This window comes from Secundilactobacillus sp. MJ173 (assembly GCF_059704265.1).
On record NZ_BAAKGN010000024.1, the window covers coordinates 1 to 16,916 of the forward strand.

General features: G+C 38.1%; 11 protein-coding genes. 7 read left to right on the forward strand and 4 right to left on the reverse strand.

Annotation, left to right across the window (positions count from 1 at the left end):
* Nucleotides 1–59: 59 nt before the first annotated feature.
* Nucleotides 60–3,983 carry an LPXTG cell wall anchor domain-containing protein gene (locus tag AC6H04_RS04120; RefSeq protein WP_105450039.1) on the reverse strand — a complete coding sequence of 1,308 codons (3,924 nt, stop codon included), beginning with the start codon at nucleotides 3,981–3,983 and terminating at the stop codon, nucleotides 60–62.
* A gap of 389 nt (nucleotides 3,984–4,372) precedes the next feature.
* Nucleotides 4,373–5,242 carry a LysR family transcriptional regulator gene (locus tag AC6H04_RS04125; RefSeq protein WP_497570499.1) on the reverse strand — a complete coding sequence of 290 codons (870 nt, stop codon included), beginning with the start codon at nucleotides 5,240–5,242 and terminating at the stop codon, nucleotides 4,373–4,375.
* 155 nt (nucleotides 5,243–5,397) lie between these two features.
* Between AC6H04_RS04125 and AC6H04_RS04130 the strand changes: the two genes are divergently transcribed.
* Entirely contained in the window at nucleotides 5,398–6,180 is a 783-nt protein-coding gene (locus AC6H04_RS04130; RefSeq protein ID WP_497570490.1) for a PhzF family phenazine biosynthesis protein, read from the forward strand.
* 174 nt (nucleotides 6,181–6,354) lie between these two features.
* Here AC6H04_RS04130 and AC6H04_RS04135 read toward each other — a convergent pair whose 3' ends face one another.
* Entirely contained in the window at nucleotides 6,355–6,744 is a 390-nt protein-coding gene (locus AC6H04_RS04135) for a hypothetical protein (protein ID WP_497570491.1), read from the reverse strand.
* An 89-nt stretch (nucleotides 6,745–6,833) separates the two neighbouring features.
* Nucleotides 6,834–7,478 carry a hypothetical protein gene (locus AC6H04_RS04140; RefSeq protein WP_497570492.1) on the reverse strand — a complete coding sequence of 215 codons (645 nt, stop codon included), beginning with the start codon at nucleotides 7,476–7,478 and terminating at the stop codon, nucleotides 6,834–6,836.
* A 635-nt stretch (nucleotides 7,479–8,113) separates the two neighbouring features.
* Between AC6H04_RS04140 and eutJ the strand changes: the two genes are divergently transcribed.
* The 6 genes from eutJ to AC6H04_RS04170 all read left to right on the forward strand — a co-directional run.
* A complete protein-coding gene (eutJ, locus tag AC6H04_RS04145) occupies nucleotides 8,114–8,971 on the forward strand; it encodes an ethanolamine utilization protein EutJ (protein WP_497570493.1) in 858 nt (285 codons plus the stop codon).
* Nucleotides 8,972–9,505: 534 nt separating this feature from the next.
* On the forward strand, nucleotides 9,506–10,087 hold the full coding sequence (locus AC6H04_RS04150; protein ID WP_497570494.1) for a restriction endonuclease subunit S: 582 nt from the start codon (nucleotides 9,506–9,508) through the stop codon (nucleotides 10,085–10,087).
* 4 nt (nucleotides 10,088–10,091) lie between these two features.
* A complete protein-coding gene (locus AC6H04_RS04155) occupies nucleotides 10,092–11,675 on the forward strand; it encodes a type I restriction-modification system subunit M (protein WP_497570495.1) in 1,584 nt (527 codons plus the stop codon).
* Nucleotides 11,675–12,895: a restriction endonuclease subunit S gene (locus tag AC6H04_RS04160; protein WP_497570496.1), complete on the forward strand. Its 1,221-nt coding sequence runs from the start codon at nucleotides 11,675–11,677 to the stop codon at nucleotides 12,893–12,895. The genes AC6H04_RS04155 and AC6H04_RS04160 overlap by 1 nt, the downstream gene beginning before the upstream one ends.
* Nucleotides 12,896–12,917: 22 nt before the next feature.
* A complete protein-coding gene (locus tag AC6H04_RS04165) occupies nucleotides 12,918–15,914 on the forward strand; it encodes a type I restriction endonuclease subunit R, EcoR124 family (protein ID WP_497570497.1) in 2,997 nt (998 codons plus the stop codon).
* Nucleotides 15,915–16,005: 91 nt separating this feature from the next.
* On the forward strand, nucleotides 16,006–16,916 hold a 911-nt coding region (locus tag AC6H04_RS04170; RefSeq protein WP_497570498.1), incomplete at its 3' end, for an RNA-directed DNA polymerase.

The following is a 16,916-nucleotide window of genomic DNA, read 5'->3' on the forward strand; positions in this document are numbered from 1 at the left end:
ATTAAAAACAGAATCAATTTTTTCTTTTGGCATACGATCACTCTTTCCGATGGGAGAGACTATTCATTGTTCCAGTTATCATCTTCATCTTCATCGTCATAAAAATCCGCATTAGTTTTTCTTGAATGATGAATCCACCAGACAATTAAGCTAGTGATTAATAGTAGAATCACGCCAATAACGCTTAACAATTGATTACGTTCTTCACCAGTTTGTGGTAGGTGAATTAGTGGCCTATCGACCGCTTCATCTTTCATTTGCGCCTTGACGATTTCACCATCTTTAGTGATTTCAAAATCGACAGGTGTTTCATTGATCTTGTAACCTTTTGGTGCGTCATACTCCACAAATTGGTATTTGCCAGCAGGCAGGTTGGCAAAACTGAAAATACCCTTGTCATTAGTCCGACCTGATACAACTGTTTTGCCATCTTGATCGAGAACTTTAATACCAGTGTTTGGCAAGACTTTACCATTGCTGACATCAGTCTTGGTTAATTCACCAGTACCCTTGATCAAATTATTTTTCAGTGTGAAACTAATTTCTGGTTTTTTGGTGGTTTCTTTAGTTTCAGTTGTTGCTTTTTCGTCTGCCTGTTTTTTATCCTGACTAATTAATTGACCTTTAGCATCATAGACAGTGATACCAGTTTTGGTTGAAACAATTTTAGTTAAGTCCTTAGTCAAAACAAGATTGGTCGCGGAAGGAGTCTTTTCCCGTAAATAGAAGGTGCCAACCGGTACATTCTTGAAGGCACCAATCGACTTGTCATCAATTGTAGTGGTTTGAATGACTTTCTTATCCTTATCTAGTAATTCAAACACCGCACCCTTGGCGTTGCCATCAAAAGTGAATTGATAACCTTTATCTTCAACTAACTTAGCGGTCTCGTTGATTTTCTTAAAGGTAAATTCGTTGAAGTGTAGTTTATTTAGAATTGGGGCGTCCTTATCATCATTGATCGTGAAATTTTTAGTCGCGGTGTTGTCAGTTGCCTTAAATTCAAAATCATAAGTTTGGTCATCAAGCTGATAAGCTTCACCGGCATCTAGTTCTTGCGCATAATAGCTATCTTCAGGCAATTGAATGTCGGCAAAGGTTGCTTTACCATCTTTGACGATCGCAGTTGCGACTAATGCCTTTGCCGGAACCTTGATGTCGCTATTGGTGTAGCCAGCTTTACTGAACAGTCCGAAGACTTGACCATTAGCAGCTTTATTTTCAAGCGTGGGTTTGTTTTTATCCCAACTCTTGATTTGTTCAGCTTGCTTGTTAACCACCACGTTTAATTTCTGAAAATCGTTAGTCGCTTTGAGAGAAGTTGAAGTCACTTCAACATTTTGACCAGCGTATTTTAATTCAAAATCAATTGGCTTGTCATTGAGAATAAAGCCATTTGGTGCGGCAACTTCTTTAACTGAGTATTTACCGAGATAAAGTTGTGGGGTTTTGATTTGTCCGTTAGCATCAGTCGTAGCCGTGGCGACAATCTCACCCTTTTTGGCGTGGACAGTACCATCAGCGGTGGTGATATTTTTACTGGCAGTAAATTCAAACTTGGCACCGGCCAGTGGGGTGTAGTCATAGTTAAAACCGTATTGTTCGCCGTACTTGGTTGACTGTTTAGTTACCTCAACAGGCGTGGCACCAGTTTTATGCAAAGTGACAATACCTTTTTGCGACTTATCCGTAAATTTGACGGTCACAATACCATCACTATCTTTGCCAGTGATCGAAAATTTAGCTGGGTCTTTGGCAAGAACATAGCCTAATGGTGCTTGTGTTTCGACTAATTCATATTGACCATAGGGGAGTGCCTCAGTTGTGGTCAAGTAGCCCTCTTCATTAGTCATAAAAGTGTCTGTTGTCCCGTCATGATTGAGATTAGGCATGGAAACATATTTACCAGTTTGTAGTGATTTAATTTTAAAGCCAGCGTTGGCACGCGGAATTGTTTTGCCGGATTCGGCGTCAGCTTTGACTACTTTCAAACGTTCTTCCAATACATTATTGACGACTGAATAATGATGGGTCTCGTTTTGTTGATGAATCGTGACTTTGAATGGATCGGCGGTTTTATAGCCTTCTGGTGTTTTTGTTTCCGTCACGGTATAAGTGTCATAGGGTAGATCAGTAAATTTGAGATAACCTTCTTTATCGGTTGTACCCGTTGTGACGACCTTATTTGTTGTGTTGCTAGTGACTGTAAACTCAACATTAGCCAGTGGATTAGACTTGTTTTCTTTACCAGTTAAATGGCTAGAAAGTGCGGTGTGCCAATCATAGTTACCAATCTTGATTAAGTCGAAGCCACCAGTAATGACTTGTTCTTTAACGGTTGTTGATACGGTGGCTGTTTTCGCATTTTGCCCAGCGTAGGTCAGTTTGAATGCATGTTTTTCTGTATCTTTAATGTAGCCAGTTGGCGCTGCTTTTTCGAGCCAGTAGTAGTCGTCTAACTTTAGATTGGCGACACTTGCTTGATTGTTTTTAATCGTAACGGTATCAACTAGTTCATCATTTGAAGCTCGATGTAGTTCATAGACAGCACCATCAAGTGATGCAGCGCCTTGTGGCGTTTTACCAGTTTTAGTATCTTCCTTGATCAAAGTGGCAGTACCGAATTGTTCATCATCGGTCGCTTTAACCGAAGTAGCAGTGACCGCGACATTTTGACCAGCATATTTCAACTCAAAAGGTACCTTCTCGTTGTTAAGAATATAACCGGCCGGAGCTTTTTCTTCAACGGCGTAGTAGTTACCGAGTTTTAGATTTTGTAGCGCACCTTTACCAGTACTATCGGTAGTGATCGTTCCAACTTTTTTACCATCGGTTGAATAGATGCCATACATGGCGCCATTTAATGAATAGTATTTGTTAAACATATTGGTGCCAAATTGGCGGCCAATCTTCGTTAGATTTACATTACCAAGTTGTTCTTTGTTGCCAAGAACGACTTCGATTGTTTGATTAGGTGCGATCGTGGCCGTCTTGATTTCACCTTTATTAACGTAGCCATTAGGTGCGGTTACTTCTGAAACTTTGACTTGGGTACCGGCCTTGATGTCGTTTAAAGCGGCGTAACCATCAGTGCCAGTGGTAACTTCTTTGGTTTGACCATTGTACTCAAATTTGAGTTTCGCACCTGGCAGAGCCTTGTTGGTATCAGCGTCAACTTTTTTAGCTTTCAAATTACCATTCAGATTTACCTTAATGTTTAGATCAAAGTTATTTCCGTTTGGCAGTTTGAAATAGGCAATTTTTTGTTGATTACCTTTACCATAAAGGAGGGAAGTACCAATATTAGCAGCCTTAGCTTTAGCAAAGGAAATCTTACCAGATTCCTTGGAATTAGCTGTGGCAGTCAAAGTCAATTTATTGCCAGCTTTTGTGATGTTCAAATTAGCGGTATTAGCAGTTTGTTCAATATATGAAGCCAAAGTGCCATTAGTGTCGGTTAAAGTGATTGAATCACCAACGTTTAAGGTAATATTTTGATCATTGAACGATGGCTTGGTGTTGAACGCTGCAACTTTTGCCAGCACAGCCGCTTTTTTATTTTGATAATCTGGATAGTCGGTGGTCAATAGTTCATTACCTAAGGCTTCCCAGATCATAATTTGTGCTAGACCATAATTGGCGTCAGTTGGATTTTGTTGATAAGCAAAATACGCAATTTCGGCTAGCTTGTCTTTCTCAGCCGCCGAATAATCAGTTGGTGTCCAACCTGAACCAGAATTTTCAATATCGATCCCGTGTTCAACACAGAAAGTGATTTGGCCATCAACAACTTTTTTGTAAATACCGGTGTCAGTCCAATGAAGACCATTCAATAGACTGAGATGCCAAGTTGATACCCAGTCGCCAGCTTTAATGTTGGTCATGTCAGCGGCAAAAGCACTTGTGATTGGGGTCATAAAAATTGAAGTGAACAAGGTCAGCAGGGCTAACCAGACAGAAACTTTACGGGTTGCTGTTTGCAAGTAGATTACCTCCATTTTGATCAAATAGATTTAGCCAGCAGTGAAAAATATTGAACTAAAAAATGGGTACAAAAAAGGTAGACCAATATATAAATCGGACTACCCGTAACTGTAGTTTTGAAGTTTAGATTTCTCAATACTACTGGCACTAAAATGGCACATCGCATTTGATTTTTTAGTTTTTTATTGCTATTAGTTGTTTCGATAAACGCCTTAAACACGCTGATTCATCCTGATACTGTTAAGGTGAAGTATAGAATGGGAATAAGGCGCTAAGTTAACTTGGTGCTGGAAGACCGCTCGTTAATAATTAAAAAATCAGTTGGTAGTCTGCTAAATGGCTACCAAAAGAAAAGTCAGTCCTGAGAAATCGGGGCTGACTTTTTTGCTTACGGTAATAAATCAATATTGTCCATTATAAATTTAATGAAGTACTGGCTGGCAATCGGCAGCATCACTTTCTTTTGACTAATCATACCAATTTTTCGTGTCAGTTCAGGTTTGATGGGTAAAATCGCTATGTTATAAGCTGTTTTCTGTAAAACTAACTCAGGTAAAATGCTAACGCCTAAGCCTAGTTCAACCATTGAAAGAATGGAATAATCATCGTGGACACGCAGCTTGATATTGGGTTGTAAGTTTGCTTTTTCAAAGGCAGCTAACGGTTCGCTGTAGGAACCTTCCTCCAATTCCAGAAAGGGTTCGGAGGTAAGGTCTGCTAATGTCACGAAACCGTGCTGAACTAGTGGGTGATTGGGCGGCAGGACAGCTTTTAGTGCGCCAGACTTCACGAATTGAACATCTGTATGAGGTAGGGCGTCAGGACTCACAAAGCCGAAATCAACTTGGTTCGTGCGCACCCATTCGGGAATGGTCGTGTAATCGCCTTGATGCAAAATGAACTTTACTTGTGGGTACTGTTGTTGAAATTTTTGAATCAGAAGTGGCAACCAGTGTGCTGAAATACTGGAAATCGTACCAATCCTAATGGTGCCAGAACTTAAGCCCTTAATTTCTTGAACTTTTTCCTGCATGGCTTGATATTGACGTATCGTGTTTTGGATTAGCGGGTATACCTGCGCGCCTTCCAAGGTGAGCTGCACGCCAGTATGTGAGCGGTAAAGTAGTTTAATCGCAAATTCGCTTTCTAAAGACGCAATCATGTGACTGATTGCCGATTGCGTATAACCAAGTGCTGACGCGGCTTTAGAGAAACTCTGTAGCTCAATGACTTTTTGCAATGCCAGGAGGCGTTTCATCACTATTAATTCCTTTCATATTAGTATGACTATTATTCGTTTTACTAATGAACGAATTTAATATACATTATTCTTATCGGGATAACAAGGCGTTCATGTGATTAACGCTGGTTGTTCATGTGGTGTGATGTACATATAGAAAGGGAGGCTTTATATTGGCCAAAAGTTATGTTGTTGATGCGTTTACAGATGAAATTTTTAAGGGTAATCCAGCAGCGGTGATGTTTTTACCGGAGTATCCCAATGATACCTTGATGCAAAATATTGCCATGGAAAATAAATTGTCCGAAACCGCGTTTGCTGTGAAACAAGACAGCACTCACTATGATTTACGCTGGTTTACACCTGGTGGCGAGATTGATTTATGTGGACATGCTACCCTAGCAACCGGCTTTTTAGTGTTTAAATTTGCTGCTCCTGAAAACAGTAATACAGTGACATTTAACACTCAGGGCGGTGAGTTAACGGTGACTAAGAAGGGGGATTTATACGAAATGAACTTTCCTTCTTATGAGTTGAAGCAAGTGCCAGTCACTGAAGAAATGACGACGGCCTTTGGAAAACAGCCAGCAGAGTCCTACATGGGGAGAGACCTACTATGTGTCTTTCCGGATGGGACAGATATCGAACAGCTTAATCCCGATATGGATAAGTTGAGTCAACTGGATGGCTTGCTGCAACATGCCACAGTTGCCAGCGATAAATACGATTGTGCCTCGCGTTCCTTTGCACCCAAGCTGGCAGTTCCCGAGGATCCGGTTTGTGGGAGCGGTCACTGTCATATCGTGCCTTATTGGGCTAAACGTTTGGGGAAAAATCAATTGACGGCTTACCAAGCCTCACCACGATCCGGTGTTTTGTATTGTGATTACCAAGGTGACCGGACATTGTTGAGTGGTAAAGCGGTGCTGTATTCGGAGAGTGAAACTTTTATTTAACTAGGTAATGAGAAATCTTAAATGATGTACGCAATAACTGCGACTTGTAGTATGCGGATAGTAATGACAAAAAGCCAGGTTCTGAATGGAATCTGGCTTTTTTGTAATACGATATTCTGTTCATTTTGGTGTGCTAAATGCATTATCAATTATCCTAAGGATGACGGATGAGGTTTAGTGGCTTACATAATAATAATATTTTGATTTTGAAACCTTATGGAAATACTTGCCAGCGTATTTGAATTTATTGTGTGCATAGTGGTCGAGTTTGTACGTAACGTGAATAGTATTCCCCATGTTGATACTGGTGTGGATTCGATAAATATGTCCAGTATGAATCACTTTATTTACGTGTGCAGATGAAGCGTCTGCACGTGGAATTGCAATGATTACTGTGTGTTTTCTAACTATCATTGCTAAATTGTTGGATGAAATGTAATATCCACTGAGTGAGCTTGGAATTGAACGGTACGTGCTTGCTTCGGCTTTTGATTGTGTAAACGGAGCGCTAACCCCTAGTGCAAGTCCGGCAGCACCTAATAAGATATAGTTTCTTAACTTCATTTCAATATCCTCCTAATTACAGTTCTAAAAGTTGTTTTTATATACTTCAAAACTCTGCTTGTCTAATTCTTCAATCATCTACAAAATAGTTAGTCATCGCTGACATCGGTTGTACCTTTGTTAACCCATTTACCGCCAATATAGCGGTAGTCGGTTAGAAGATTTTGATCAGTGCCATGGAACCAAGTCCACACGTGGTGAGTTGGCATAACTTGTGAGGCGGGTTCAAAAATGACTTTAGATTTTTGAGTTGGACGGTAATCGGATAGGGTTGCATGGGTATCTTTATCATAAAAAGTGTTGAAGGTAGAATCGCTCTTCGAAGTCGCTACACGATAACCGTGAAATGATTTATATTTTGCTACGTTCTTTTTTACAGTTATTTTATGGATTCCTTGCTTAAACCAGCTAGTACCCGACCCGTGCTCAACAGCGTATGTGTAGTGAGCATTCGTATTAAACGTGCCACTTTCAACTACCCAATCGTAGCTGGCCGCATGATGTACTTTGAGATGATGGCCAGGGTAGACTTTATACTCTTGGACCGTATAGCTTTTGTAAAGGGGATAGGTATTTTTATTCTTGGCGATAGTGGTAGTCTTTGTTACGGTTACCCAGTGAGGATGTGTCCAGTATGTGAAACTATGTGCTGATGCAGTCCCACCAGCAACTGTCCAACCAACTACAAGTGATAAAGTTGCTAATCCCATTTTTACATAATTATTGAGTTTCATTTTGAATATCCCCTTAGATGCCACTTTCAATTTAAGATATAACTAATTATAAATTATAAAACCACTATCAGGAAAAATTGATACACAATATTCCGTATTGTATTTAGATAATAATAGTTAGTTGACCAATATTAGGGTAAGCTGGCGATTTGTTAGTATTGCCATCCAGTTTACTGCTAACTGTTTTTATGTTCATTATTAGCATACACTTGATTTTGATTTATGTTTACTTGTTGATTTGAAATTTTTAGGATAGTGTACAGATTTGTGCTTACCTGCCATCATCGAATTATTTATGGGTTGTTAGAGAGGTTTAGTACTCCTTGTTCTTAACGTAGTTGATATTTAGCCGATTATTGTGATAAATTAGACATGTTAAATAAAATTATCTAAGTTGATTGATTCTGATGAGTGATGTAATTACTAGACTTGGATGAATGATTTAAAAATACATTTCTAGGGAACTAATCGCCTTAACTGATGTGCTTATTATTTTGACTATTATACTTAAGTGAGTTTTCAGAGGTTGAAGTTTCCCATGAAATGGCCAACAGGTTTCGTGAAAATTTAAGCGCTTACAATGTGCTGGTCTATAAAAATTTACCTGATCAATACCGATCAGTAGAAATTGAGGGATGAAAATGGCTAAAGGTAAGAACGATGTCTTAACGAAGGCTAACCGCCAATTAAAAGAATTTGCAAAGATTGTGAATAGTGATCATGCACTTCGGAAAGTAAAACCTGACGAAAAGCTGCGTGTTGGGGTGGACTTGGGGACATCGTCAATCGTGCTCACGGTTTTAGATGAAAACAATAATCCACTATACGGTGCTTTTGAGTATGACCACGCGGTTCGTGATGGTATGGTGGTTGATTACCTTGAGAGTGTTAACATTTTAAAACGGTTAAAGCAAAAGGCTGAATCTGTCTTAAAGACGGAGCTTACGACGGCTTGTGGTGCCATTCCGCCTAACACTGGTGAAGGTGGCAAGAAAGTGGTCGCAAATGTGATCGAAGCCGCTGAACTTCAGTGCTTAAACGTGGTTGATGAGCCTACTGCTGCTGCTAAATTCCTACGTATCTCATCCGGAACAGTGGTTGATATTGGTGGTGGCACCACGGGTATCAGTATTTTTAAGAATGGCAAACTTGCAACTGTTGTGGATGAAGCAACTGGTGGCTTCCATATGACCTTGGTACTTGCCGGGGCACAGAAGATTGATCAAGAGAAAGCTGAACTCTTGAAGCGTGATAACTCTAAGGAGGCCGAGGTTTTCCCAATTATTCGACCAGTGGTGGAAAAGATGGCCACGATCACAAAGAACGCTGCACCTGATGAGTTGCAGAAGCCCGTTGTCGTTGTTGGTGGGGCCACTAATTTTAAAGATTTCATCAAGGCATTCAGTAAGACACTGCAGATGGATGCCGTTAAGCCGGACTTTCCGCAGTTTGTGACGCCGTTGGGGATTGCGATGTATGATCATGAGGACTAGAGTAATTCATTATAAATAGATTGTGTGAATTTGAGATACAAAGAATGATCATCTATATGAAGTTTGACGAAAATTCAAATAATTGAACTCTAACTTTCTAATGTTACTTTTAAAGGTTATCCATTGATGATTTGCTTGACAAGCACTCGCAATGAAATCAAAATATGGTATATTTAATGCATAGTTTGTTTCACGTTTTCTTGAACCAGATCTGATTAAAATTTCAAGAAACTTGATTTAAAATTGTCGTTAAATTGAAATTTTTTTAGTATATTCCCCGCATGAACAGGGGTGATCCTGAGTGTGGTTTGGGTCGGAGAACGAGGAGTCAATATTCCCCGCATGAGCAGGGTAGTTTTTAATTAAATAGTATCGTTAAAATAGCGTGAGTCCCATTTTTTGGGATTCACGCTATTTTTTCAATATATAAATATTTCAGCTGAAATATAAAAAAGCTATTGACAATACTTCAACCGAAGTATAAACTTATTTTTGTGCTTAGGTACTTCAACTGAAATAAGAAAGGAGAAATAAATGACAAAGCATTTTTCAGAGAAAAGAAAATTAAAGGAGATAGCTCACATATCTTCTGGGTTAAATAGTGCAGAATTAAAAAAGAAATTTGGCAACCCTGATCTGTATATTAATGATGATATTGAACTTGACTACTATCAAGGCTATTGGAATGATAATTATCAAGTTGACGATGGGAAAGCTACAGTTAGCGCAGGTGATTTAATTATTAACACAATGACTGACCGTGTAACCGTAGTTTCTCCACTATCAGAGGGCAAAATGATGCCACAGTATGTATTACGTCTTGGCTTGGATAGTAGTAAAGCTTATGCTTGGTATTTATGTTATGTTTTGAATGAATCAGAATCAGTAAAAAGGCAGTTACATAATACCATGGAGGGCACTGTTCTAAGGCGGGTCACAGCAGCCAATATTCGTAACTTAGTGATTCAGCTACCAGATATTCAGACACAAAGAAAGATTGGTGATTTATACCGATCTGTACTGATTCAAACGAGATTAAATAATGAATATACGCAACAAGTTAACAAGGCTATTATTGGGATTCTAAATAAAAAAGATATTAACGGAGGTCATTAATAAAATGACAGAAACAAGTGAATTACAAAGCGGGCTTTTCAGTGCAGCAGACGTATTACGATCGAAGATGGATGCTAATGAGTATAAGAATTACTTACTAGGTACGGTTTTTTACAAATATTTATCAGATAGCATGCTTTACTATGTAGCAGAACTGGAAGGCAAGGACAACGCATCTTTAGCAGAAGCACAAAAGATTTACGAGGAGAACGCAACTGATCCTGATTTAATTGCTGAATTAAGGGATACTTTCAGTTATATTATCCAACCAGAGGCAACTTACACAAATATTTTAAAATCTGTGGATGATCATTCTTTCCAGTTAAATCAGTTGGGTGATGGCTTTAACAATTTGGAAAGCGCTGGTCCAGAATTTGAAGGCTTGTTTGATGATTATGACCTTTACTCTAAACGTCTAGGAAATAATGCGCAGAAGCAAGCAGATACAATTGCCGGAGTGCTTTCTGCAATTGGTAAATTGGAACTTGTTAAGACTGCTGGAGATTCTTTAGGTGATGCCTATGAATACTTGATTGGCCAATTTGCATCAGAATCTGGTAAAAAAGCTGGTGAATTTTATACGCCACAAAAGGTCTCTGAATTGTTATCACGACTGACCTTAGTTGAAAAAGACTACAAAGATGGAATGACTGTTTACGATCCAGCCATGGGTTCCGGATCATTGCTTCTGAACTTCAAAAAGTATTCAGACGCAACAGATCGAATTACCTATTTTGGTCAAGAAATTAATACGTCAACGTTTAACTTAGCTCGTATGAACATGATTCTTCACCACGTTGATATTGCTAGCCAGCATTTACGTAATGGGGATACCTTAGATGAAGACTGGCCTGCTGAAGAAATCACTAACTTTGATTCAGTCGTTATGAATCCACCTTATTCATTGAAATGGTCGGCAGCGGATGGTTTCAAGGAAGATCCTCGATTCTCCGCTTACGGTGTGTTGCCTCCCAAGTCAAAGGCAGATTACGCGTTCCTTCTACATGGCTATTACCATCTGAAGCATAGCGGTGCTATGGCAATTGTTTTGCCTCATGGTGTCTTATTCCGAGGAGCAGCTGAAGGTAAGATCCGTCAAAAATTACTTGAAAGTGGTGCAATTGATGCAGTTATCGGATTACCAGCTAACTTGTTCTATAACACTTCTATCCCAACTGCAATTGTGGTTTTGAAAAAAGATAAACAGGATCGTAACGTTATGTTCATTGATGCTTCAAAGGAATTTGAAAAAGCCAAGACTCAGAATATGTTACGTGAGGAAGATGTTCAACGGATTCTCGATACTTATGAAAAACGAGAAGATGTTGATAAATTTGCCCACCTAGCTACGTTTGATGAAATTCAGGAGAATGAGTTTAACTTGAACATTCCCCGTTATGTAGATACCTTTGAACCAGAACCTGAAATTGATCTGAAACAAGTTGCTAGTGATTTACGACAAACTAGTCAGGAAATCAAAGAGAATGAACATAGTCTGGTTTCGTTGTTAAAGGATTTAACGTCGGATGATGACAACATTATGGTTGGACTAAATGACATCATCAAAGACTTGGAGGATGCAGATTAATGGCAGAATCGAAAGAAAGTCCAATCCTAAGATTTAAAGGATTCACTGACGCATGGGAACAGCGTAAGTTATCTGACATCGGTAAAATAACAATGGGACAATCACCCTCAGGTAGCGCATATACCGATGATCCTAGTGATTATATTTTAGTTCAAGGGAATGCTGATTTAAAAAGAGGAAAAGTTGTTCCACGAGTTTGGACCAAACAAATTACAAAAATAGCTAGCCCTGGTGATTTAATTTTATCAGTTCGAGCCCCAGTGGGAGAAGTAGGGAAAACACAGTATAAAGTGGTATTAGGCCGAGGCGTTGCGGGAATTAAGGCTAACGAATTTATTTATCAATTGCTATTAAAGATGAAATTAGATAAGTATTGGAGAAAATATAGCACTGGGTCAACATTCGATTCAATAAATTCAAAGGATATTTCAGAAGCAAGAATCAAAGTTCCAAGCACGGGCGAACAAGATAAAGTTGGTGCATTTCTGGAATATTTGGATAATGCTTACGCCCACCATCAACGTAAGTTAGAACTTTTGAATAAATTAAAACAGTCACTTTTACAAAAAATGTTTCCAAAGGATGGACAAAATAAGCCAGAGATTAGGTTTAACGGATTCACTGACGTATGGAAACAGCATAAGTTAGGTGATACTTTAAGGAATCTAAAAAGCGGTTTATCACGAAAATTATCAGATTCGGATATTGGACTGCCTGTTGTTAGAGCAAATAACTTAAATGATGGATGTCTTGATTTAAATAACAACATCAAATATTGGTATGAAACAGACCCTCAAGGAGCAAGAACAGAAAATTACCTAATTCACAGAAATGATATATTAATAAACTTTATTAACAGCGAAACAAAAATGGGAACAGCTGTAATTGTCAACACAGAGCCAACAAGGAAAACTATTTATACTACTAATATTCTTAAAGCACAGACAAAAGAAAATTTTGATCCCCAGTTTTGGTTTAATATCACTGAAACGCATCAATATAAAACTTTTATAAAAATTATAACTAAACCCGCCGTTAACCAATCAAGTTTTACAACAGTAGATTTTAAAAGTATACAGTTTTCATTTCCAAAATATGAAGAACAAGAAGAGATTGGAATTATTTTCAAAAATATAGATGATCTTATCACTCATCATCAACGTATGTTAGACAACTTAAAGAAACTAAAGCAAGCCCTCTTACAAAAAATGTTTGTGTAAATATTAATAAAGGAGTATTCAAATGGCTGAAGCAGGAATGGAACAAAAATTAATTGATAGCTTAACCAAGGGCACTAATCAGTGGGTTCTTCGTGACGATTTAAAGAATGTACCACAATTATGGAATAACTTTTTCAGGATTTTGTCAGCTAATAATAAGTCACAGTTAGCGGATGTAGCATTTACCGAAAATGAAAAACAGACAATCAAGACACAGATTGTTCAACCGACTTTTTATCGGGCAGCTGAATTCATGTCAGGCGCCAATGGGCAAGTTCGTTTTCATTTAAAGCGTGATGATTCTACGTTACCAGATGCTGATTTATTAATTCTGGATAACTCTAACATTTCTGGTGGTACTTCAGTCTATGAAATCGTTCATCAAGTTGAAGTGCCTAAAAGTATGGCACTGGATCAGAATCGTCGTTTTGATGTGACATTGCTGATCAACGGTTTACCAATGATTCATATTGAACTTAAAGCACCCCAACAACCATATATGAAAGCATTTAACCAAATTAAGAAGTATATTAGTGAAGGTAAGTTTACTGATATTTTCTGTTTTGTGGAAATGTTTGTTGTGACTAATGGTACTAATACCCGTTATATTTCGGCAGGGGAACATCTAAATTCCAAATTTCTAACCTCTTGGGTTGATGGACAAAATAAGCTGGTTGATAATTATCTTGTTTTTTCTCGTGAAGTTTTGTCTATTCCAGCAGCGCATCATATGATTGCGGATTATACCGTTTTAGATAGTGAAGCAAAGAACATTATTTTACTTCGTTCCTATCAGATTCGCGCTATTCAGGCTATTTTTAAGGCTTCTCGGGAACGTCAATCTGGTTTTATCTGGCATACAACAGGATCAGGAAAGACGTTGACTTCTTACAAAGTTGCCCGAAATTTATTACAGATACCAAGTATTCAGAAGACCATTTTTTTAATTGATAGAAATGAGCTGGATACTCAAACTACAAATGCATTTCAAACTTACGCTAACAACGACATAATTAATGTAAATGAAACCACTGATATTTTTGATTTAGCAGATCAACTAATTGATGGCAAACGAACAGTACTTGTCACGACAAGGCAGAAGTTGCAAACGCTGTTTAGACGACTAGAAAAAGATCCCAAAAAAGCCAAAAAGTATGTCAAGCTTAATGATATAAATCTGGCCTTTATCGTTGATGAATGTCATAGAACAGTTTCACCAACGCAAAAACGTGAGTTGGATAAGTTTTTTAACCGCCAACCACTTTGGTACGGCTTTACTGGGACACCAATTTTTGATGAAAATGCAAGGACTGAAAATGGTAAAGATGCTAGAACTACTGAGCAGCTTTATGGACCAATCCTTCACGAATATACGATTAAAGAGGCTTTACGTGACAAAGCCGTCTTAGGATTTAAAACTGATAATTTGGGGGATAGTAAGGAAGAAAGAGAGGATGAGGGAAATACCCATGGACTAAAGCAAGTTTACCTTTCTGAGCAGCATATGCGTGCAGTAGTTGAAAAAATATTACAACTTGCTTATAGAAAGCAAGGATTGATTAATGGTCATCGTTACTCAGCTATTCTTACCACGTCATCAATAAAGCAAGCACAGCGCTATTATTCTTTGTTCAGAGAAGTAATTAAACAAGGCAGTGTTCCTAAGCGGATTAAGGAAGTGGCTCCTGATTTTCCGCGTATTGCAGTGACGTATTCAGTTAAAGAGAACGAGGATAATTCAATAGTTAATCAAAATAAAATGAAGCAATCGCTCGCGGATTACAATGGGATGTTTCATACTAACTTTTCAATGTCGGAAATACCAACTTATAATCGTAATGTAAGTGATCGTTTAGCTCGAAAGAAGAAGCAGTATCAGACACCACATCAGCAGCTAGATATTGTTATTGTAGTGAACCGGTTGTTAACGGGGTTTGATTCTCCTAACCTGTCAACACTATATGTTGATCGTCGGCCAATGAATCCACAAAATATCATTCAAGCATTTTCCAGAACTAATCGGATTTACGATTCTGGCAAAACGTGGGGACAAATCGCGACTTTCCAATGTCCAGAAGCCTTTAGCGAAGCCATTGATGATGCGTTACGGCTCTATTCGCATGGTGGTTCTAATGATGTGTTAGCTCCTACCTGGAAAGTAGCCAGAAAACGCTATGTTAAAGCGCGGAAGACGTTTGATAAGTACCTGCAACCAGATAGTCTTCAATCAATTGAAAACGCTCCGAAAAAGGATAGGAAACAATTTGTGAAAGATTTCCAAGAACTTGATAAGCATACTGCTGCGATTCAAACATACGATGAGTTAGACAACCAAAGTGAGTTGCCTGAGGAAGAACAGCTTAATATGTCTGAAATTCCAGAGGAAAAGATGGATGAGCTGCGGGGTACTTACGAAAACGTACTTGAGAGCTTAAAAAAAGAGCCACCGATTGGTGATGACGAGTTGGAGGTTGACGATGACTATGAGCTTGAGTCTTTTCATATTAAAGAAATCAATGAACGCTACATCGTTGCTTTGATTCAAGCTTATGTTCCTGACGAAGATAACCAATCATCTGAGATGAACCAGGATGATGTTAATGAAATCAATGATTACATCGATGATTTAGGTAAAAAGAATGAAAAGTTAGCTGACATCATGAGATCATTATGGAAGAAGATTCAGGATGATCCAGAACGGTATAGAGGTCAACAAGTTGATCAAATTCTGGAATCAATGGTCGATGATGAAAGTCAGAAACTGATGAAAGATTTCGCAAATCAGTATCAGCTCAAGTATGATAACTTTAAGTACGTTATGGCTCACTATGATCCGGAGTCTGACAAGCAACAGCAAGGAATGTTAGATTTGTTGGATAAGATGTCATATAACCGTTATAAGTCATTCAATCCTAACTCTGAAATTCCTAATATGCTTAAGTGGAAAAAGCATGTAAAGGCGGAAATCAAAGAGTACTTTACTGATAAAATTCAGCCGTTGATTGATCGATCAGAGTAAAATTGTTTATTAAGGGTTCCCAAATATGGGTTCCCTTTTTTATCAAAATAGTATTTAAGTAGTAAAAAAATAGTTGGAAGGATAGAATAATATGAATGCTAATCACAAAAGCATTATTGAAATGACGAATAAAGAGGCTCGCGCTTTTTTATTAAAAGCTCATAGTTATGTTACGTTACAGTTACCTGAGTACTTTAATTTTAATGATGTGTTGAATAGTGCAAATGATAAGCTGGGAAGCAATCCCATTGAATCGATGATTGATCGAAATAAATTGTTAAAAACTGAGAATGCCAACCATACCATTTTGCTGAATAAAGATGGTTGGTATGATTGGAGGCCAGTGCAGATTGTTCATCCTTTATTATATGTTGATCTTGTTAATTTTTTGACTACTGCTTCAAACTGGGAGTTACTAATGAAAAGATTTAAAGACTTTCAACAAGATGACAGAATTGAATGTATAAGTTTACCTGTTGAGTCTTCTACTATAGAGACTGATGCCGCAGAAACTATTTTAAACTGGTGGGAAGGACTAGAACAAAAATCAATTAAAATGGCTATGCAGTTTTCTTACTGTATTAAAACGGATGTTACAAATTGTTATGGTTCAATTTATACTCATACAATTGATTGGGCAATTAGAGGAAAAGATAAAGCTAAGCAGAAACAAGGAGGAAAAAGCTTTGGAGCAAAATTAGATAGGAAAATCCGCCAAATACAATGTAATCAAACTAATGGTATTCCGCAAGGCGGTACTCTTTTTGATTTTATTGCTGAAATTGTTTTAGGCTATTCAGATATGCTATTGTCTCGAAGATTAGATGAAGAAAATCTTCGAATGGATGAATGGCACGTAATACGATATCGAGATGACTACCGTATTTTTGCGAATAGAAAAGAAGATGCTGAAATTATAGTAAGAAAGCTTTCAGATATTCTATCTGAGCTCAACATGCATTTTAATAGTAAAAAGACTGGAATAACTCAAAATATTATAGA

Coding starts and splice junctions, on each gene's coding strand:
- AC6H04_RS04125 (WP_497570499.1), bottom strand. CDS start 5,242: ATGAAACGCCTCCTGGCATTGCAAAAAGTCATTGAGCTACAGAGTTTC.
- AC6H04_RS04135 (WP_497570491.1), bottom strand. CDS start 6,744: ATGAAGTTAAGAAACTATATCTTATTAGGTGCTGCCGGACTTGCACTA.
- AC6H04_RS04140 (WP_497570492.1), bottom strand. CDS start 7,478: ATGAAACTCAATAATTATGTAAAAATGGGATTAGCAACTTTATCACTT.
- eutJ (WP_497570493.1), top strand. CDS start 8,114: ATGAAAATGGCTAAAGGTAAGAACGATGTCTTAACGAAGGCTAACCGC.
- AC6H04_RS04150 (WP_497570494.1), top strand. CDS start 9,506: ATGACAAAGCATTTTTCAGAGAAAAGAAAATTAAAGGAGATAGCTCAC.
- AC6H04_RS04155 (WP_497570495.1), top strand. CDS start 10,092: ATGACAGAAACAAGTGAATTACAAAGCGGGCTTTTCAGTGCAGCAGAC.
- AC6H04_RS04160 (WP_497570496.1), top strand. CDS start 11,675: ATGGCAGAATCGAAAGAAAGTCCAATCCTAAGATTTAAAGGATTCACT.
- AC6H04_RS04165 (WP_497570497.1), top strand. CDS start 12,918: ATGGCTGAAGCAGGAATGGAACAAAAATTAATTGATAGCTTAACCAAG.